We start from the raw sequence: 20,200 nt of genomic DNA, 5'->3' as shown, positions 1-20,200 counted from the left end.
TTCAACTTCCATTTTTATCACGCATTCCAAATAATAAAGGTCCGTTGTAACTCATTCCCATTATTTTTCCGGCTACTGCTGACAATGATGTGAAAAATTCTTCTCGGTAGATTAAACCCTTGTCTGTTACCATTACCGCATGCGTTTCTTCCCCTCTCTCTAATATTAGCTCTGTTCCTGCTACTGGCAATTTGTCACTACTTATTCTTTTTCCCTTCTCTAGTCGATCTGCCAGATACTCTAGTCTTTTTGACCCTTTTCTTGACATTTTTCCATATGCTTCCTCCTGCATTCTATATGATAGTCTTGGTATCAGATATTTCTTTGAATGTTTAGGTGCCTCTTCCCCATATACCTTCTTCCATATTTTTCTCAGTTCTGATAACGATTTTCTCTCTAATAACAACACTTCCTTTTCTACCATTTTCTTCCTTTTCTCAATCAACTTCCATAACCTTCTACTAATTCTCTCATGATCTCTTCGCTATTTCCCATATATGCCAAATCTATCGGTGTATATCCTTTATCATCTTTCTCATTTACATCTCCCCTGGCTTCTAATATTGCTCTTACGTTCTTTATCTCCCTCATAAATACTGCTCCGTGTAGTGGCGTCCTTCCTATATAATTTCTAGTATTTACATCTGATCCTGCTTTTATTAGCTCCCTTACCGTTTTTTCACAGCTCATCATGCTTGCACAATGTAATGCCGTATATCCTCCATCATTTTTAGCATTTACTTCTCCTCCTCCTTTTATCAGTGCCTTAATATTTTCTACCTTTCCCAGAAATGCTGCTAGGTGTAACGGTGTATCTCCGCTATTATTTTCTATATTTATTTCTGCTCCCCTTTCTATCAGTAACTTGACTACTTTTTCATCAGAGAATTGTGCTGCTAGATGCAATACTGTATTACCACCTTCGTCTTTTTCATTTATTACATAAAATGAATTCTTCTTTAATTTTTCCAATCTCTTATTTAAATTGAACATCTTAGTTACCCCACCCATTTACCACCTTAAGTCTGTCTCATTAATCATTTCATTCACTTGGCTTATTATCTTGCTTGCTAAATTTTGACATTCCTCCTTTATTAGTGATTTGTCTCTTTTCCTTATTTCTCCTATCTCTATTATTTTTAGCTCCGGCATGTAGCTTCCATTCAACATGTCTGCTATTTCTCCCACTAGCCCCTCTATTCCATAGCAGGTCAGTTCTCTACTTTTTGTTATTCCTCCTTTTTCTCTCAAAAATTTACTCGCCTTTTCACTCTCTTTGCTATCACATAGACGATACTTTTCACTTTCCCATATGTAATACATTGGCGTTGCTCCGTACTTATTCAGTTGATTAACTTCAGCTCCAGCCTTTACCAGCTCTTTTATTATTTCAACTCCTGCTCCTCCTATTTTGCACGCAGAGTGCAGTGGCGTACATCCAGTGACATATTGAGTGGCATTTACTTCTGCTCCCGACCTTAGCAGCACTTTTACATTTTCTAAACTTTTTGCGAATACTGCACAGTGCAGAGGTGTATAACCATTTTTGTCTCTTGCATTAACCTCTGCTCCTTTTTTTATTAATAACCTTACTGTTTTGTAATCAGAGATTTCTACTGCTTGATGCAAGATCGTCTCTCCTTCTTCATTTCTTTTATTAATGTTTTTAAACCCGTTACTTGATACTTCTTTAAAAAACTTACTCTTGCTAAAACTCATTTCATACCTCACAAAATTAGCTTTTCTAGCGCCAGACAAATTTCTTATATTTACCTGCTGCTATTCAAGTCATGTCCTTTTTAGCATGAGAAAGCAAGTCCTTTTCTTTTTATTTCATACATTTTAACCTATTATTAATATAATATATGAGGATCTAAATATAAGTACTTAACTTATTATAGATACAACTTGACTACTTTTCCAACTTCTGTGCAAATGTCGATGTTCGTGCCATTTCAGTACTCCTGGGTAAAATACTAAAACCCCAGTTATGGATTAACCAAGGCAATAAAACTTAGAAATAGAAGGCTTTTTTGACTGCATGGAATATGAAATTAATGTAGAAAAAATATGTACCAGAAAATTTATTGGCGATCTGTGCCGAAGCTCAAATTTATTTTTTAAACAACCAAAGACTGTCTCAATAATCGACCTTTTTCTCAATAAAATCTTCTCTTTTAGTGAGACTAGTGCGTTTTTCATGCCTTTTTTCACTTTAGTGACAAGCTTTAAACCTCTATCGAAGAGTTCCTCAAAGAGCTCCTTCTTGATATAGCCTTTATCTCCGAACAAAAGTCCTGTCAGTCTTTTAGTTATAGTTGGCACAGGTTTTCTGTCATCAACGTTACCTTTGGTTAGAGTAAGTGATTCCAATTTCGTTAATCACCAAGTGCAATTTAAAGCCAAAAAACCAACCACACGTGCTCTTACCAATTTCTGCTAAACCATCAAAAACTTTGTTCCTAGAGATTCTTTTTTTGTGGCAAACGGCAATCGTAGAAGTGTCAATGTAGGAAGATTTTCGCTTGTTCGCAGAACCATTGAAGAAGTAATCCGTAAAACTCTCGGCTTTAAGGCAATAAATCTGTGATATGAAGGCATCTTTGAAAATTCTGATCTATAGAGTAACTTAAGGTAACAAAGATAAAAAGCCTTGAAGTTTTTACATGGCGATTGGTGGTATAACAGGATTATGGTTAGTATTTCTGAGTGCGCTATTTCTGGTTGGTTTTTTGCCATTTGATAAGAACTTATTTGCAAAATTTTCATCTACTACACGACAAAAATCCTCGACGCAGCAGTAAAATATCTTTCTTCATGGGTAACCTCTTAAATTATTGCTAAAATACTTGAGTTTACCCTATTTCCCTCTTTATTAATTCTACTTTTATCTGTTTTCTAATCCATAACTGGGGTTCTTAGAGCAATACAAGATAGTATAGCAAAACTCTCTAAACACTATAACCTCAACTCCAAAACTATTGTTAAGTGGAAAAAACGCTCATTCACTAAAGATGCTCAAACCATTCAATGCACCATAATTATGCTTTCAAACATATATTTGATCATGTTTATGAAGAAAATAATATCGAACATCGCTTAACAAAAGTCAGCCACCAGTCAACTAATGGGCAGGTTGAGCTTATTGAATAGAACACAATTCAACAGTCAAGAAATATTACTATAAGTCACATCAACAACTTAAAGAGCATCTCTATAACTTCGTTATAGCCTATCACTATGCGAAAAGACTTAAAACTCTCAAGGGTTTAAACACCTTTTGAATTCATATGTACAAAGTGGACAAAATCTCCAGAGTTGTTTATAGTTAATCCATGCCATCATATTCTGGGGCCATACATCTAAAAGGTTTAATATATTTTGCTCTATGGTTATCTTTTTAGATTCCTTGTCTATCCTATTCTGCCAATCTCCTGAACGGATACAAAAATAGTAATATCCTACATGCCTTGAAGCAGTTAATACATGTAAAGAGGCAAGCTCATCATGCAACTCAACCCACATAGACAAGGTTAACTGAAAAAATCAAGAACAGAAACAACAAGACCTCTCTTCACAATAAGTGATATTTTACCGCGCAAGATCCTTCTTAGATTCTTGACAACATTGTGCGTCCTGTAACATACCAGAGGGAACGTTATCAGAAAGAGAGGATATAGAATCAACATTACTTACACTAGCAACAGGTGATACATTTTCATCAGAATCAATATTACTTATACTAGTAGTAGAGCTAGCAAGAGGGGATACATTTCTAGAGCAAGAACTACTACCGTACAAGAAAGAAGTACTACCATGAACAATATCTGAAACAGGAGGAGAAGTAGGAAAAACATTAGGACGTCTAGAAAGATTAGGCATGCTATGGTAACTAGGCAAGAACTGGTGACGTGACATGGGAAATGGGAAGCCTTGAAAAGGTGGACGAAAACGATTAGGAAAGGGGTGAAAGGGCCTAAAAAATGGATGTAATGCAGGTGGACGGTTGAAATAAAGCGGGGGCTGGTACACTGAAAAGTGATCTCTATCCGCAAAACCTTGACGGCCACTTCTGCCTCCTACTCTATCATATGGCTTGCCAACATCAGAAAAACTCTCACATCTTTTATTTCTCACCTTTCCACGACTTTCATTACCACTCGAAGAGTCTTGTCGTGTAAAAAGCACTGTCCCATGTTCATCACTATCAGCCGCTCTGGACGAAGATGATTTACTTTCTGAACTTGGTTTCTCTTCGGAAATAGCACCCACACCATTAGAGACTGCCTTACAGTTTTCAGAACCCAACCTTTCACGATAGCTCTCACTCCTACTTGAAGAGTCTTGTCGTGTAAGAGACGCTGTCCTATATTTATCGCTATCAGCTGTTCTAGAGGAAGATGGCCTGCCTTCTGAACTTAGTTTCTCCCTAGAAATAGCACCTGTGTCCTTAGAGACTGACTTATGGTTTTCAGAATCCAACCTTTTACGGTAACTTTTACTCCTACTTGAAGAGTCTTGTCGTGTAAGAGAGGCTGTCCTACATTTATCGCTATCAGCTGTTCTAGACGAAGATAGTCTGCCTTCTGATCTTAGTTTCTCCCTAGAAATAGCACCTGTGTCCTTAGAGACTGACTTATAGTTTTCAGAATCCAACCTTTTACGGTAACTTTCACTCCTACTTGAAGAGTCTTGTCGTGTAAAACGTACTGTCCTATATTCATCGCTACCAGCTGTTTTGGAAGAGAATGGTCTACTTTCTGAACTTGATTTCTCTCTAGAAGTAGCACCCATGTCCCTAGGTACTTTTCTTCCTTCCATCTCCAGGAAACACAGATCAATTGCACGACGAAAGACTTGTTCCTTACTTTCCGATTTGGCAAATCTGAGCAGATTAGAAACATCTGACGAAGCATCACGGACAGAATGGATTAGCTTTTTGAAGGAAGAGTACAAGCGATCCCCTTTCTCAATGGAAGTCTCCAAACCCTCTACCATAGAAGAAAAAGTACTGATAGATTGAGAAAAGCTTTCCAAAAGACTAACAAAATCCTGCTTATTAGAATCAAATCGTGGTATTGATCCTAATGCTTCACCAGAGGAAACAAGCCTATAAAAATCCTCAGCATTGAAAGACACAAGCCCGGAGGATTCTTTCAGATTGTAGCACAAACTCCATAAAGCTCTAAAATCATTATCACTGGAACACTTTTGAATAAATTCATCTTTTGTCGCTAGCGCTACAGATTGCAATTGATCCACCTGTTCATTCAAACTTCTACTAACATCGAACAACGACTTAAGCTTGTTCTTCAAACAATTTAACAAGAAGAGAACTATACTATTGTCCATTTCTTTATACCTAATAACATACGTGCTCAGCTCATTGTAAGCCAATATCATAAGTACTTCAACAATTATTTTAAATTAACAATGTTTTATACCAAACATTCACTATTGGAAAAAAATGGAACAAGTTATAAATTTGCTTAACTCTCCAAATTAGAGGGAAAAAGAGCTCTTTTTCATTTGTTCTACTACCAATGAAACTTGGTATGAAACAGCTATATGCAGGTTTGCTGTAAAACTTCAGCAGTTTTCCACTCCTTTAAAGCATCATGCTCTTATAATAGTGATATCAAATATAGGTCTTAACTATTTTCATCTCAAGACCTTCTGCAAAAGGTGATTGAAAAAGTGATGTAAGAGAGGTAGAAGAAGAATAAGCAGATCAAGTAAGGTAAAAAATGAGCTTTAGTTACTATAAAATGAAGAAGCACCCAAGAAACTTTCGTAATATAACAGGTTTAACTATAGAGGAGTTTGAAAAGGTGGTGGAAAAAGTGAGGTCTGAGTGGAAAAAACTTGAAAAACAGAAAAAGTGCCATGGTAGAAGATCACAACTACCAACTCTGGAAGATAAGTTATTTTGCGTAATTTTGTACTGACCTTACCCAGAAAAAGTAGACAGGTAGTTAAGACGTTTTTTTCATGAAAATGATGAATCAAATTTTTCAGGAATGCAATAGTTAATAGTAGAATGTCTACGTTGTTTGTTATAAAAAATTGACCTTACCCAGAAAAAGTAGACAGGTAGTTAAGACGTTTTTGAAGTAAAATAAAACGTTTTTTCAAAGAGGTGTAGTATGACAAAAAGAAAAGAATATACAGCAGAATTCAAAATTGAAGCTATAAGACTAGTAAAAGAAACAGGTCAATCATCAGCAAAAATAGCAAGAGATTTGGGTATTAGCGGTGATTCATTAAGCAGATGGGTAAAAACATACAATGATAGAATGTCTGGAGTAGATGCGTTTCCAGGAAAAGGGAAAGTAGCTCATTGCGACAAAGAAAAGTTTGATTTAAAGAAAGAACTGGCAAGAGTAACTAGAGAAAGAGATATTTTAAAAAAAGCCCTGGGATATTTTGCAAACCAAAAAGAGTGAAATATTCTTTTATAAAAGAGCATGAAAACTGCTGTAAAATAAGAGAGCTATGCAGGTTTTTGAACGTATCTGCTTGTGGTTATTATAAATGGATTTCTAAGGAAAAAAGTAATAAAAAATCAACAAGAGAAGAGCTCATAAAAGATATTCAAAAGATATATCAAGCGTCACAATGCAGATACGGAGCTCCACGCTGAATTAAAGGTTTTAGGTAAAAATTATAACATCAAAACAGTGCAAAATGTTATGCAGGAAAATGGCATTCAAGCCCAACTTAGACGAAGGTTTAAGACTAAGAAACTTCAAACAGACAATAGAGTTATAACTCCTAACATATTGGATCAGAATTTCACCACTGATCAGCCAAACAAGATATGGGATTACATACATAAACACCAACGAAGGATGGCTATATTTGGCAGCAATAATAGATTTATATTCACGCATGGTAGTTGGTTGGTCAATGAGTAATTCAATAAATAAGCAATTAGTTATAGATGCTTTATTGATGGCTGTTGATAGGCGCAAACCCGTTAAAAATCTACTATTTCATAGCGATCAAGGATCACAGTACACCTCTAAAAATTAGAGATTTTTACTGAATACAAAAAGTATTATTTCTAGCATGAGTCACAAAGTTACGATAATGCTGTTTCGGAGAGCTTTTTTAGTTCACTAAAGAGGGAATTACTCATTGATACCTCACAACACTCCGCACAACAAGCTAGAACCGCAATATTTGAATACATAGAAATTTTTTATAACAAACAACGTAGACATTCTACTATTAACTATTGCATTCCTGAAAAATTTGATTCATCATTTTCATGAAAAAAACGTCTTAACTACCTGTCTACTTTTTCTGGGTAAGGTCAATTTCTTCATGTCCAGCTCCTGATGCTAAGTGTAACGGTGTATGTAGTAAAGCATTCTGCTCATTAACATTAACTCCTTTGTTGAGTAAAAACCTTACAGCATTTGCTTCATTCAACATCGCAGCTAAATGAAGTAAGCTATCTTTTCTTGCACAAGAGAGCGCACTTTTACCATCATCATCAGTGATCAGTGGATTAATATTTTTCCTATTGAGTAAGAGCGCAACCATACTAAGCTCGTTAATTTCTACTGCATAATGTAGCGGTGTCTTTCCATTTAATCCTCTGACATTAACATCTAATCCAGGTTAGACACTTTATTAATTCTAAACTTAAGTTAGCAGACATTATTTAAAACTTAATATTAGATAATTCTTGTAATGAGTTTGTAATCTCTTCGGTTAGCGCCATATGAATCTTTTCAGTGTCACTCAGTGATGCAAGTAGTGCTGACACTCTATTTGGAATATTAAGCAGATTATTACGGACAACTCTTGCTACATTAAATGCTTCAGTTTTTACTTCCTCTACTGCTACAAGTTCACCAATCTCAGCCCTAGCTTTTGCCTCAAGCAGTTTACCACGTTCCATTTCATTTTTTATTCTAGTTTTTAGCAACATCGTGGAAAGGTTACTTGTATTTTCGTTTTCTGGATTTTTCCTCCTCAGTGGCTGACTTGGATCTCTTATTGCCGCTACTGCTTCATTTGCTTGTTCTCTATTGATCAAACCATCCTCCAACTCAACTATTCCTTTCTTTACTAAATAACAGACATATTGCTTTGATACTCCTATCTCTCTTGCCCATTCTGTTTGTGTAATTTTCACTTTTTTCCTACTGTTTTTCTCCTTGAATTTCTGCAAAAGTTTTACCAGTACCGGCTAAAATGGCATCTCTTCCGGTATATATTTGCCAACGTTTTATGGTTACATCTACAAATTTTGAATCTAGCTCTATTGTTCTGCAAATTCTTCCTGTTCTCTCACATGCAATCAGTGTACTTCCAGAACCGCTAAATGGATCAAGTACTATGTCTCCTGGTCTGCTGCTGTTTACTATTGCTCTCTCCATTAGCTCTACTGGCTTCATCGTTGGATGTAGTGTATTATGCGTTGGCTTATCATAAAACCACAGATCACTTTGATTTCTACCACCATGCCACTCACGTTTATTGCCGCTTTTCCATCCATAGAGCATTGCTTCGTATTGTCTTTGATAATCAGACCTGCCTAGCGTAAAATGATTCTTTGCCCAAATGATAAATGTTGACCATTTTCCTCCTGCCTCTTCAAATGCTTTTTGCAACGTTGAAAACTCTGATGATGATATGCAGATGTAAATTGCACCTTTCGTATATGCTAAAATATGGGAACAGATGTCATAGAGAAAAAGTTCGTACTTTTCACCTTGATTATCATTTAATATCTTTTTGTCTTGGCTATTACCATAATCAACGTTATATGGAGGATCACAAACAGTAATGTCTGCCATTTTATCATCTAACAGCGCTTTATATGATTCAACTACAGAGCTATCACCACAATAGATTCGATGATCACCTAAAATCCATAAATCACCTGGTTTTGTTATTTCTACCTTTTTGTCATCAACAACTAAGTCAGAAAGATCTTCTTTTTCACTATCTAAATCATCAAGGAAATGTTGAACTTTTTCTAATTCAAACCCTGTCATTTTTAAGTCAAACTGTAAATCTTCTAACTCTTGAATTTCTACTTTCAAAAGCTCATCATCCCACTTTGCCCAATTAGCTGATTGATTTGCCAGCAATCGAAAAGCTTTGGTTTGTGGTTCATTTAGATTATCACTGAGGACTACTGGAATACTTTCCATACCAAGTTTTCTTGCTGCTTTAAGTCTTAAATGACCATCAACCACAGTTCCATCGCTTTTTGCAACTATTGGTATACGAAAGCCGAATTCCCTGATTGAAGCACACATTCTATTTACTACGTCATCATTTTTACGAGGATTACGCTTATATTCGACGAGGTTTTCAACAGGATAGTAGTGGATTGCTAAATTCATATAATTTAAATTCTTAATAATTAAAAGGTTAATATTCAAAATATGTCTGACGCTAAAGAAGGCCTGAGGTCTAACCCACCAAACCCGCCATTATGGCCGAAAGGACCCACTTTTTATGGGTTTTTGTCTTATTAATATCTTTACTAATATAGAACATTAATGCCAAAGCATCGGCCTCATTATCATCTCTAGGTGAAAAACTTTTTTCACGTATCGCTTCAATAACTTCACTCTTACTTGCATTGCCTTTGCCTGTTATAAAGCGTTTTATAGTTTTAACATTAACACCTTGGTAAGGAATATTGTTCTCTTCACACCAAGCAGACAGCACTGCAAGAAAACCACCATAGCAATGAGCTGCATCAGTTCCTAGATGTCTTCTCACTTCTTCAAAATACACTGCAGTGAACTCATGTTTCAAAGAATTAAGCCAATTACGAAAGTTTAAGAAACACATTCCACCTCCACTGAAACGGCTACCATGAAAGCTTTTGCTGCCACTTTCAATTACTCCATCTGTTAGAATTGCCCAGCCTGTCTGTTTACCGAGGTCCAGTGTTAGGATTGACATTATTTAAAACTATAAGTAGCACTGATTCCAAAATATCGTTTGGTTCCTCGAACGTACTATCAAAAAGCGGTTTATAGTTTTTTTGTTGGCCAACAACGGAAATTCGAGAATCATGTGCTACTGCAGAAAGTTGTTTTCTTGTTATATATATTCACCAAAATTACGAAAACTGTTCACTTTTTTTTTGCAAAGGATAAAAATCGTGTTAGACTTAAACGGAGATTTGTTCTGCAGTAGTAAGATTACCGACAATGCCATTTAATTAAATTTTAGAGGGTACTACGTGCGTTCTTTGGTGAATTGCTGTTGTTAATTATCTATAAAATCACATCTAGCTTTAAAACGAAGTTTTTACCTTATCTAAAAAAATACAAATCTACTCAATGTTTGTTTGCCGAGTTTCGGATTGACACTTAAAGTTTTTGTATTTGAAGCGCATCCACAAACTGCATCAATGCCCTTCTATAATATATATATACCGGATTTCTTACTACTTTTTCCGGGATTTTTTGAAAAAAAGTTAAAATAATTTCAAAACTGCTTACCAGCTAAAGAATAAAGTAGATAGTTCTCTATTTTTAGAGTTTTACAGTTGCTTGTCTTTTTTACAAATAACCTATATGCTATTTGAAGTAAGGTAGAGTAGATATGATAATAAATGAAAACGAAATTTTATTATATACAACTCCAGATGGAGATGTGAGAATTGATGTTTTGTATCGAGATGAAAACATTTGGCTTACACAAAAAAGAATGGCGGAGTTGTTTGATGTTAATATTAGAACAATTAGTGAGCATTTACAGAACATATTTGCTAGTCAAGAGTTAGATAAAGATTCAGTTATCCGGATTTTCCGGAATACTGCTGAGGATGGTAAACAGTACCCTACACAATTTTATAATTTGGATAGCTATTGGTTATCGAGTTAATTCTAAAAAGGCTACATCTTTTAGAGTATGGGCTACGAAAATTTTAAAGATCAAAGGATTTGCATTAGATAGCGAACGGCTAAAAAACGGCCCAAAGTTTGGTAAAGACTACTTCAATGAATTACTTGAAAAAATCAGGAGCATCCGAACGTAGGTTTTACCAGAAGATTACTGACATTTATGCTGAATGCTCTGCAGACTATGATCCAAATTCAGAAATAACAAAACAATTTTATGCAAAAGTACAGAATAAATTATATTGATGGCCTAACTGCAGCAGAGCTCTCGAGTTGACCACAAAAAACCAAATATTGGGCTAACTACATGGAAAGATGGTTCTGGCAACAAAATTCATAAGAGTGATGTGAGTACTGCAAAAAACTACTTGACTGAAAAAGAGTTGAGTGCATATTGTTTCCTAGATTATGCGGAACTTCAAGCAAGAAAGCATCGGCTAATAAAAATGCAGAATTGGGTTGAAAAGTTGGATGCATTTCTATTGTTCAATGATTATGAAGTACTTAAAGATGCTGAGTGCTGAAGTTGCAAAAGCTCTAGCTGAAGGAGAATACGAAAAGTATAGAGTTATACAAGATAAATTACATGAATCTGACTTTGATGAATTAATTAAAGCAAGTAAAGAAAGTGAGAAAATAACTACAACAAAAACCAGCTTGTAGTTGAGCTATCTGTGTTTGACATCTTGCTTTTGTTTTAATTTCAAGGGGGGTGAACCACCCTTTAGAAAGCCCTATCTGCCAATAAATAGTGAAAACATAAATCTTTGTCTCCATTATACTAGATAAACCTGGAGACGTAAATAAATAAATTTTGATCTTTGTCTCCATTTTAAGGTAGCTTCTGTTTCTTCTTTTATAGCAGCAACTCCAAACTTTTTTCCTTTAGATTCATCTACAAATTATTTATAGAGATTACCTAAAAATTCAACTTAAGAGTTTTAGATGAAAATAGTTATATTTCAATAAGACCTCCAAAATAACCAGCTCTGGTGATATATATTCACCGAAATTACAAAAACTGTTCACTTTTTTGAAAAAGTATTTTACAATAAATAAGAAATATGATAGAATAAGCTGAGGTTTTTTGTAGCAAGTAAAAGTTTAAGGTAAAAGATAATTTAGAAATGCCTCATAATCGAGTTTTAAGCTGCCTTACATAAGTAACTTAGTTCTTGGTAGTATAATTGTACCCTGGAGTCGTATAATCACTTTAAATTCGCACTAAATGCAATTGCCTCAAGGTTGTATTTTTTTCATTAAATTTAAGTAATGTTTTGTGGTAATCTCTCTAGGTCTTCTTCATTTCTATTTATCCAATATATTTTATATTTATTATTACTGTTATTATTTATTACTATTATATATATATAATATATAAGGGTTTTAGGAAGCTAGAATCCGCCTCACTGGCTGACTTTAGACATGTGGTTTCTAGGAACGCTTTTAGGAACGTAGGCAAAAAAGCTAGCTCTCACGCAGAATTTAGATTCCTGATTTCTAATTACTGATTTAGGAACCTAGGAATTAGGAATGTAATACAATCATTGATGGTGCTATTTCTTAAGTGCTAAGTTCTAGTTGAGTGGATGTAAATTGATAGTAGCTATATAGATTGAAATGGCAATAGAGAAAACTGGGTAAACTCTAAAATATTTTTACCCATAAAAAAAGACTTATCCTAACATTAAATTTTCCCTATAGCTAAAATCTTCAGCTCCAAGAGTGAATTTTCCTATACCACAAGCAAATGGTCCAGTTGGAATGTCAAGCCACTTATCCTCTCTTGAACCTGTAGACATCACTTTAACTAACTGCTTTACCTGCAAAAGTTCCTGTACCATACGCTCTAGTCTATCCCTTCCCATGCTGTGAAAAACTTCAGGTAGTCTATGGCGTTGCTTATATACTCCTGTGCTTCCTGTGTGAGTAAATGGATGCCCTGAAGCAGCAGATCGTGTAACTGCATCGATAAGACATATTTTAAGGTCTTTTTCACTAGTATTTTTAACTGTTAGTTGTATTGTTATATCTTCTAGTAGCCCTGTTTCCTGATTTCTTAGGTAAGTTCTTACAGTACGATCAGCTAACCCATTGGCCTTCACAACTGCCCCATGAAATAAAGCATTCTGTCTTGGTGTTTCTCCTACTGCCTTAAAGATCTCTAGCCTAGCTGTATTTTCTATTGGCCAAAAAGCGTATGAGCATCTAACACCATTAACAAGAGCAGAGGTACCTCTTATTGCATCTCTTGCTTGTTCAACAGTTAGTATAGGTTTTTCTCCTTTTGGTTTTCTCATGTGGTGAGCAGTAACAATTGAAGCTCCAGTACTATTTGCTAGATCAGACAATAGACACATCAGATAATCCCCTACAGCTGGGTCAGCATTTATATCTGCATGGATAAATTAAGCAAGTGGATCAAATACTATCAATTTCAGATCTTTAATTTTCTCGAGCTGTTTTATTATAGATTCGAATTCAGGAGAAACTTCGACAACTTTACCACGAACGTTTCTTAGTATTGTAAGTGATCCTCTGACGTTTGGCAGTGGTACAATAAATAGTTTGTCTTTATATTTTAATCTTTCACATTTAGGGTCAAGTCGTTCTAAGCGGCGATGTACTTCACCTGCATCATCTTCTGCTAAAAAGACTACCACTGATCCATGTTCAGTCACAAGCGAACCAAAACCACATATTTGATCTGTATCATTTACAACTTTGAGAGCCAAATCAAGTAGCAGCATTCCTTTTCCTGTGTCTCCCATAGCAGCAACTATTGAAGTAACGCCCAAAGGAAATATCCCTTCAACAAGAAATTTTTGCTCTGGTACTGGACCTACAAAGCGCTCTGCACTCCAATCTAAAATATTAAGTGGCTGTTTTATGGGTCTTTCTAAACTTTTCATATTTGAAGTATCAGTAGTTGGAATATCAGTAGCAGGTAAATTTATACATGGAGTTGAAGTTAAAAACTCTTTGACATCTATACCTTCCTCTACACAATCAGCAGCATCCCAGCCTTTTGTTTTATTTTGTGGAATATTAAGAACAACAAGTGATTCAACTCCGATTTCTAAAAGCTTTTTTTCAGCATTTTTAGCATATTTCTTACCTGCTTCATCATTATCTGGCCATATAATAATGTGTTTACCTTTTAGCGGAGTCCAATCAGTTTTCTCAATAGGTGCATTTGCTCCAGACATCGCTGTTGTTGCAGTTATTCCCTTCTCTATCAGCGCTTCTGCACATTTTTCCCCTTCCACCAGAACAATTTTATCAGACTTTAAGATTTCTGGAATATTATATAGAGGCCTTATTTCTGGTGATGCAAACTTAGATTGTTTGATATCAAAAGGCTTGTATACTTTTTTCTTTCCAGGAGGATCAGAACGATAAACTTTTACAATCACCTGACCATTTTCATCATAATAATTCCAACTTTGGGTAATGAATTTCTCAAAGTCTTCATCAACATATTGTTTCTCTCTGTATTTTTTATTATTTCCGAGCCATTCACTTATTGAAGCTATTACCTCAGGAAACTCTGTCCTTGCATTCTTTCTATGTACAGCTGCCCAAAGGTCGATAATGTCACCACCTTCTCCAGTTGCAAAATCATTCCATAACCCGGCTCTACTGCCACTTAGTTCTACTCTTAAACTTTTTCCTTTATTACCCCATATATCACCTACTTGAAACTCATTTTTGTGAAAAGTTCCGTTAGGTAGCAAGTACAAAAGACAAGATCTTAAGTTTAATAGAAGTTGTGCTTTAAGTTCTTGAACATTGTATGAATCACTCATGAAATTACCTGTAAGTTGAAAGTCTTGTTCTATATATTCACTGGATTTACAAAAACTGTTCAGTTCGTAGGTGCATTGTCTGATCAAAGTTTTGAGTGTCTGAGGTTTGAAAAAAGATTCCAGGTTTTCAGAGGGTAAAAAACTCACGATTGTCTGAGGTATTTTTTTCATGTCCTACAATATTTACTAAGAAAGTTTCATCCTTAAGTCTTTCATTTAAGGACACATCTTATGAAATCTCGAAACTCTTATTCAGGTAGGCTTTGTTGCATAGCACTGATAGGCATGTAAATCACAGTGAATTTACGCAGCTAATTTAAATTCAGCCATACCTATATCAGTAAATTTGTTCAATAAGTAGCACTTAATTAACAGCTCTTTTTCACGATTTACCTCTGATTTATTTTTCAAGCCAAACCCAAATATTTGCTTCAACCTATAGAAAAAGACTTCAATATAAGACCGTGCTCCATACTTAACTTTTTTCTTCCATTCATTAATACCATCTTCATAATTCTCATATGACCTAATTCTACTAATATACTTGTTTCTTTCTGATAAGTAGTCAGCTAAACAAATTTTAGTATCCTTCCTAGGGCGAATAATAGGCACAATATTGTATTTTCTGCATTCTTTATACACACTTTTTATATCATAAGCCGCATCTGCTCGAATAGAACAAATGTTATATTTATCACTGACTTCTTCTAACATATCGCAGACCGGCAAATAGTCTACAGCAACACCACTAGTGTAGTTCATGCTTATTGCTTTCTTATCATTTATGTTTAAAACAACATGTAATTTTCTTACTTGACCATAACCACTGTATTTTCTTTTTCGAATATTAAGCTTACTATGCCCACCGTTATTATTGTAGATACTAACTCTAGTGCTATCTACGGCAATTTCAACATTTTCCAGATCATCTTTATTGCTTCTATGGTCATCAATCTTCAAATTAAGCTTTTTAAATCTTCTGGAAGCTTGTGTATAGCTGATAATCTTAAGTTTTTTGCCTATTTGTACCATATAACCTTTTACAAAACCTACAGCTTGTCTCAAGCCAATTCTAAAAAGATGAACTATTATGTGTATTAAAATTACAACTTTATCACTATAAGTGTTATTGCCACCTGCAACTTTTGGACTATTTTCATACCAATTTTCTATGGCTTGATTAACAAAATGAAAAACATTTCCTCTTTTTTTGAGAAACTCGTTATATTCTCTTTGGTTACTTACTCTCATTTTTTGTGGCATAAGTTGTACTTGTTTGAAAAATGCCTATTTTACAACAAAATTCGTTAGTAGCCATATATTAAAAAGCTTTTCTTCTTACAATAACCTCAACCAACACTAGCTATGCAACAAAGCCATTCAGGTATTGATCCTAAAGTTGTTAATTTAATAAAATTTTACGCAAAATATTATAAATCGCTTACTGATCAAGATATTGAAGACATAGAACAAGACCTCTTCTGTGAGTTTCTTTCATGCATAGATCAGTATGATAAAACTAAGGGCAGTCTTTCAACCTTTGCTAAGCAAGTTGTTAAAAATCGTATTAATAATCTAGTCCGTAAACACTCACGTACTACTCCTAAGCTTGAAAATAATGTGCAACAAGAAAGTTACTGCTTTGAAGATGAAACGATACTACGTATTGATGTTGAGCAAATTATTTCAAAATTACCAAAGAAGTGGCAAGTTTTATGTGAACAACTTAAACATCACAGCATTGCTGAAGTTGCAGACATGAACAATATGTCACGGACTACTTTGTACAACATTTTCAAGAAAATGCGATCTAAATTTGCACCTGTTTACGGAAAAAAGCATAAGAAAAATTGAACAGTTTTTTGAAATTTGGTGAATTTATATATAAGTGCATATAGGTAAAAACATGAAAATAATAAACAGCGAAGAAAGAGCAAAAATAGTCACAGGTGTGAAGATAGTAATCTTTGGCCCTTATGGAATTGGTAAAACTAGCTTACTCAAAACTCTCGATGAATCAACAACACTTTGCCTTGATTTTGAAGCAGGACTTCTAGCTGTACAAGACTGGAAAGGAGATTCAATCAATATGCGCACTTGGAATGAGGCCAGAGACATTGCTTGTCTTATTGGTGGTCCTAATCCTGCATGGCTTTGTTGCATAGCTAGTGTTGGTTGAGGTTATTGTAAGAAGAAAAGCTTTTTAATATATGGCTACTAACGAATTTTGTTGTAAAATAGGCATTTTTCAAACAAGTACAACTTATGCCACAAAAAATGAGAGTAAGTAACCAAAGAGAATATAACGAGTTTCTCAAAAAAAGAGGAAATGTTTTTCATTTTGTTAATCAAGCCATAGAAAATTGGTATGAAAATAGTCCAAAAGTTGCAGGTGGCAATAACACTTATAGTGATAAAGTTGTAATTTTAATACACATAATAGTTCATCTTTTTAGAATTGGCTTGAGACAAGCTGTAGGTTTTGTAAAAGGTTATATGGTACAAATAGGCAAAAAACTTAAGATTATCAGCTATACACAAGCTTCCAGAAGATTTAAAAAGCTTAATTTGAAGATTGATGACCATAGAAGCAATAAAGATGATCTGGAAAATGTTGAAATTGCCGTAGATAGCACTAGAGTTAGTATCTACAATAATAACGGTGGGCATAGTAAGCTTAATATTCGAAAAAGAAAATACAGTGGTTATGGTCAAGTAAGAAAATTACATGTTGTTTTAAACATAAATGATAAGAAAGCAATAAGCATGAACTACACTAGTGGTGTTGCTGTAGACTATTTGCCGGTCTGCGATATGTTAGAAGAAGTCAGTGATAAATATAACATTTGTTCTATTCGAGCAGATGCGGCTTATGATATAAAAAGTGTGTATAAAGAATGCAGAAAATACAATATTGTGCCTATTATTCGCCCTAGGAAGGATACTAAAATTTGTTTAGCTGACTACTTATCAGAAAGAAACAAGTATATTAGTAGAATTAGGTCATATGAGAATTATGAAGATGGTATTAATGAATGGAAGAAAAAAGTTAAGTATGGAGCACGGTCTTATATTGAAGTCTTTTTCTATAGGTTGAAGCAAATATTTGGGTTTGGCTTGAAAAATAAATCAGAGGTAAATCGTGAAAAAGAGCTGTTAATTAAGTGCTACTTATTGAACAAATTTACTGATATAGGTATGGCTGAATTTAAATTAGCTGCGTAAATTCACTGTGATTTACATGCCTATCAGTGCTATGCAACAAAGCCATCCTGCATTAAGGTCTGATCAAGCGTATAGTCAAAAACACTATGAGCATGTCTGTAGCAAGCACAAAGATCTTCTTTCTAAAGTTTCTAAATACCGATGCATCTTTGTGGATAGTATAACCGTTGCCTCACGTTTATGTCTATTATGGGCAAGAATGCAACCTGAAGCTTTTTCAGATAGATCAGGGAGAGAAGATAAAAGAGCTGCTTATGGTACACTTGCTCAAGAGATGATGGCTTGGCTCAATCAATTTCAACACATCAGAGATAAAGACATTATCATAGTTGGCACATTAGGTCAATATCTTGATGACTGCAATCGTCCAACTTGGTTACCTCAATGTGAAGGGGCTAAAACTGCTAGTGAAATTCCAGGTATTGTTGATGAAGTAATTAGTATGGTTGGAATCAAGAAAGATGATGGCACAGAGAAACGTTCATTTGTCTGTCAGACTATTAACTCTTGGGGATATCCAGCTAAAGACCGCAGTGGCTGCCTGAATATGGTTGAAGAACCGCATCTGGGTAAATTACTTGCGAAAATTAAAGCCAAAACTTTGGCTCCTATTGCTTAATTAAAAATTGGAGAATAATTATTATGGAACAAAGCTTTTTCAATATCGGTCAAAAAGTTCCCTTTTTCAGTGTGAAAGAATATTTGGATGATCAATCACCGATACCAGAAGATATAATCTCACCAAGGATTCTGACAAAAAGAGGTCTATTAGTACTGGGTGGCCCTCCTAAAATTGGCAAAAGCGATTTTCTAATTTCATGGCTCGTCCACATGGCTGCTGGTAGATCATTTCTCGGTATGACACCAAATAAACCTTTGAAAATTTTCTACATGCAAACTGAAATTGAATATGAATATATGAAAGAACGGTTGCAACAACTTCAACTGAATAAAGAGCTTTTGGACATAGCTGCCAATAACTTAATTATCACGCCAAGAGTGCAATTATCATTTAGCAGTGAAGAAATAGATGAAATCAAAAATGTTGTCAAAGAGCGTTTTAAACCTGATATTATTGCGATTGACCCTCTTCGTAACATTTTTAACTCAAGTGAATATGGCAATGAAAACGACAATAGCGCTATGTTATTCTTCTTGCAAAAAACACTTGAAAGACTGAGAAATGTTATCAATCCAGATTGGCTTTGTTGCATAGCTAGTGTTGGTTGAGGTTATTGTAAGAAGAAAAGCTTTTTAATATATGGCTACTAACGAATTTTGTTGTAAAATAGGCATTTTTCAAACAAGTACAACTTATGCCACAAAAAATGAGAGTAAGTAACCAAAGAGAATATAACGAGTTTCTCAAAAAAAGAGGAAATGTTTTTCATTTTGTTAATCAAGCCATAGAAAATTGGTATGAAAATAGTCCAAAAGTTGCAGGTGGCAATAACACTTATAGTGATAAAGTTGTAATTTTAATACACATAATAGTTCATCTTTTTAGAATTGGCTTGAGACAAGCTGTAGGTTTTGTAAAAGGTTATATGGTACAAATAGGCAAAAAACTTAAGATTATCAGCTATACACAAGCTTCCAGAAGATTTAAAAAGCTTAATTTGAAGATTGATGACCATAGAAGCAATAAAGATGATCTGGAAAATGTTGAAATTGCCGTAGATAGCACTAGAGTTAGTATCTACAATAATAACGGTGGGCATAGTAAGCTTAATATTCGAAAAAGAAAATACAGTGGTTATGGTCAAGTAAGAAAATTACATGTTGTTTTAAACATAAATGATAAGAAAGCAATAAGCATGAACTACACTAGTGGTGTTGCTGTAGACTATTTGCCGGTCTGCGATATGTTAGAAGAAGTCAGTGATAAATATAACATTTGTTCTATTCGAGCAGATGCGGCTTATGATATAAAAAGTGTGTATAAAGAATGCAGAAAATACAATATTGTGCCTATTATTCGCCCTAGGAAGGATACTAAAATTTGTTTAGCTGACTACTTATCAGAAAGAAACAAGTATATTAGTAGAATTAGGTCATATGAGAATTATGAAGATGGTATTAATGAATGGAAGAAAAAAGTTAAGTATGGAGCACGGTCTTATATTGAAGTCTTTTTCTATAGGTTGAAGCAAATATTTGGGTTTGGCTTGAAAAATAAATCAGAGGTAAATCGTGAAAAAGAGCTGTTAATTAAGTGCTACTTATTGAACAAATTTACTGATATAGGTATGGCTGAATTTAAATTAGCTGCGTAAATTC

General features: G+C 34.6%; 14 protein-coding genes and 9 pseudogenes. 12 read left to right on the top strand and 11 right to left on the bottom strand.

All coding sequences use genetic code 11. The features are described from left to right. Window position 1: 1 nt before the first annotated feature. From AAGE00_RS04990 to AAGE00_RS04975, 4 genes and pseudogenes are all read right to left on the bottom strand, one after another. On the bottom strand, window positions 2-424 hold the full coding sequence (locus AAGE00_RS04990) for a DUF2924 domain-containing protein (RefSeq protein WP_019236408.1): 423 nt from the start codon (window positions 422-424) through the stop codon (window positions 2-4). Window positions 425-441: 17 nt separating this feature from the next. Continuing rightward, entirely contained in the window at window positions 442-1,011 is a 570-nt protein-coding gene (locus AAGE00_RS04985) for an ankyrin repeat domain-containing protein (RefSeq protein WP_019236409.1), read from the bottom strand. Beyond that, the gene (locus AAGE00_RS04980; protein ID WP_230609168.1) at window positions 1,012-1,719 is read right to left on the bottom strand and encodes an ankyrin repeat domain-containing protein; all 708 of its coding nucleotides are present in this window, start codon (window positions 1,717-1,719) and stop codon (window positions 1,012-1,014) included. 276 nt (window positions 1,720-1,995) lie between these two features. Continuing rightward, window positions 1,996-2,809: pseudogene (locus AAGE00_RS04975) on the bottom strand (IS982 family transposase). Between the two features lie 227 nt (window positions 2,810-3,036). On the opposite strand from AAGE00_RS04975, the pseudogene AAGE00_RS04970 reads away from it, so the two are divergent. Next, window positions 3,037-3,366: pseudogene (locus AAGE00_RS04970) on the top strand (IS481 family transposase); the annotation flags it as partial. Window positions 3,367-3,591: 225 nt separating this feature from the next. Here the strand turns inward: AAGE00_RS04970 and AAGE00_RS04965 are convergent. Continuing rightward, entirely contained in the window at window positions 3,592-5,352 is a 1,761-nt protein-coding gene (locus tag AAGE00_RS04965) for a hypothetical protein (protein ID WP_230609167.1), read from the bottom strand. A 395-nt stretch (window positions 5,353-5,747) separates the two neighbouring features. On the opposite strand from AAGE00_RS04965, the pseudogene AAGE00_RS04960 reads away from it, so the two are divergent. The 4 genes and pseudogenes from AAGE00_RS04960 to AAGE00_RS07965 all read left to right on the top strand — a co-directional run. Then, window positions 5,748-5,945: pseudogene (locus AAGE00_RS04960) on the top strand (IS5/IS1182 family transposase); the annotation flags it as partial. 201 nt (window positions 5,946-6,146) lie between these two features. Next, window positions 6,147-6,446: a transposase gene (locus AAGE00_RS04955; RefSeq protein WP_064085359.1), complete on the top strand. Its 300-nt coding sequence runs from the start codon at window positions 6,147-6,149 to the stop codon at window positions 6,444-6,446. A 415-nt stretch (window positions 6,447-6,861) separates the two neighbouring features. Further along, window positions 6,862-7,035 (top strand): DDE-type integrase/transposase/recombinase, encoded by a 174-nt coding sequence (locus AAGE00_RS04950; protein ID WP_230609163.1) that lies wholly within the window; start codon window positions 6,862-6,864, stop codon window positions 7,033-7,035. A 104-nt stretch (window positions 7,036-7,139) separates the two neighbouring features. Beyond that, a complete protein-coding gene (locus AAGE00_RS07965; protein ID WP_353272237.1) occupies window positions 7,140-7,277 on the top strand; it encodes an IS3 family transposase in 138 nt (45 codons plus the stop codon). Between the two features lie 43 nt (window positions 7,278-7,320). On the opposite strand, the pseudogene AAGE00_RS04945 reads toward AAGE00_RS07965, so the two are convergent. The 4 genes and pseudogenes from AAGE00_RS04945 to AAGE00_RS04930 form a co-directional block, all read right to left on the bottom strand. Beyond that, window positions 7,321-7,669 (bottom strand): annotated as a pseudogene (locus tag AAGE00_RS04945) (ankyrin repeat domain-containing protein); the annotation flags it as partial. Window positions 7,670-7,672: 3 nt separating this feature from the next. Next, complete coding sequence (locus AAGE00_RS04940) at window positions 7,673-8,149, bottom strand: hypothetical protein (RefSeq protein ID WP_230609162.1); 477 nt, start codon at window positions 8,147-8,149, stop codon at window positions 7,673-7,675. A gap of 7 nt (window positions 8,150-8,156) precedes the next feature. Beyond that, window positions 8,157-9,368: a DNA modification methylase gene (locus AAGE00_RS04935; protein ID WP_230609160.1), complete on the bottom strand. Its 1,212-nt coding sequence runs from the start codon at window positions 9,366-9,368 to the stop codon at window positions 8,157-8,159. 70 nt (window positions 9,369-9,438) lie between these two features. Then, window positions 9,439-9,939 (bottom strand): crossover junction endodeoxyribonuclease RuvC, encoded by a 501-nt coding sequence (locus AAGE00_RS04930; RefSeq protein ID WP_265024759.1) that lies wholly within the window; start codon window positions 9,937-9,939, stop codon window positions 9,439-9,441. A 648-nt stretch (window positions 9,940-10,587) separates the two neighbouring features. Between AAGE00_RS04930 and rhuM the strand changes: the two are divergent. Next, a pseudogene (gene rhuM, locus AAGE00_RS07960) lies at window positions 10,588-11,549 on the top strand (RhuM family protein). 1,013 nt (window positions 11,550-12,562) lie between these two features. Here rhuM and AAGE00_RS04900 read toward each other — a convergent pair. After that, window positions 12,563-14,695, bottom strand: a pseudogene (locus AAGE00_RS04900) (AAA family ATPase). A gap of 303 nt (window positions 14,696-14,998) precedes the next feature. After that, the gene (locus AAGE00_RS04895) at window positions 14,999-15,958 is read right to left on the bottom strand and encodes an IS5 family transposase (RefSeq protein WP_341815149.1); all 960 of its coding nucleotides are present in this window, start codon (window positions 15,956-15,958) and stop codon (window positions 14,999-15,001) included. Window positions 15,959-16,060: 102 nt separating this feature from the next. Between AAGE00_RS04895 and AAGE00_RS04890 the strand changes: the two genes are divergently transcribed. From AAGE00_RS04890 to AAGE00_RS04865, 6 genes and pseudogenes are all read left to right on the top strand, one after another. Next, window positions 16,061-16,549, top strand: a complete 489-nt coding sequence (locus AAGE00_RS04890; protein WP_341815173.1) for a sigma-70 family RNA polymerase sigma factor — start codon at window positions 16,061-16,063, stop codon at window positions 16,547-16,549. A 52-nt stretch (window positions 16,550-16,601) separates the two neighbouring features. Further along, window positions 16,602-16,844 (top strand): annotated as a pseudogene (locus tag AAGE00_RS04885) (AAA family ATPase); the annotation flags it as partial. Window positions 16,845-16,960: 116 nt separating this feature from the next. Further along, the gene (locus AAGE00_RS04880; RefSeq protein ID WP_341815149.1) at window positions 16,961-17,920 is read left to right on the top strand and encodes an IS5 family transposase; all 960 of its coding nucleotides are present in this window, start codon (window positions 16,961-16,963) and stop codon (window positions 17,918-17,920) included. A gap of 43 nt (window positions 17,921-17,963) precedes the next feature. After that, window positions 17,964-18,539, top strand: a pseudogene (locus tag AAGE00_RS04875) (AAA family ATPase); the annotation flags it as partial. Window positions 18,540-18,562: 23 nt separating this feature from the next. After that, window positions 18,563-19,120 (top strand): annotated as a pseudogene (locus AAGE00_RS04870) (AAA family ATPase); the annotation flags it as partial. A gap of 116 nt (window positions 19,121-19,236) precedes the next feature. Further along, window positions 19,237-20,196, top strand: a complete 960-nt coding sequence (locus tag AAGE00_RS04865; protein ID WP_341815149.1) for an IS5 family transposase — start codon at window positions 19,237-19,239, stop codon at window positions 20,194-20,196. Window positions 20,197-20,200 lie beyond the last annotated feature (4 nt).

It is taken from the genome of Wolbachia endosymbiont (group B) of Aricia artaxerxes, from assembly GCF_964026975.1.
In the GTDB taxonomy this organism is placed as follows: Bacteria; Pseudomonadota; Alphaproteobacteria; order Rickettsiales; family Anaplasmataceae; genus Wolbachia.
This window is presented reverse-complemented; position numbering and strand designations above follow the sequence as displayed.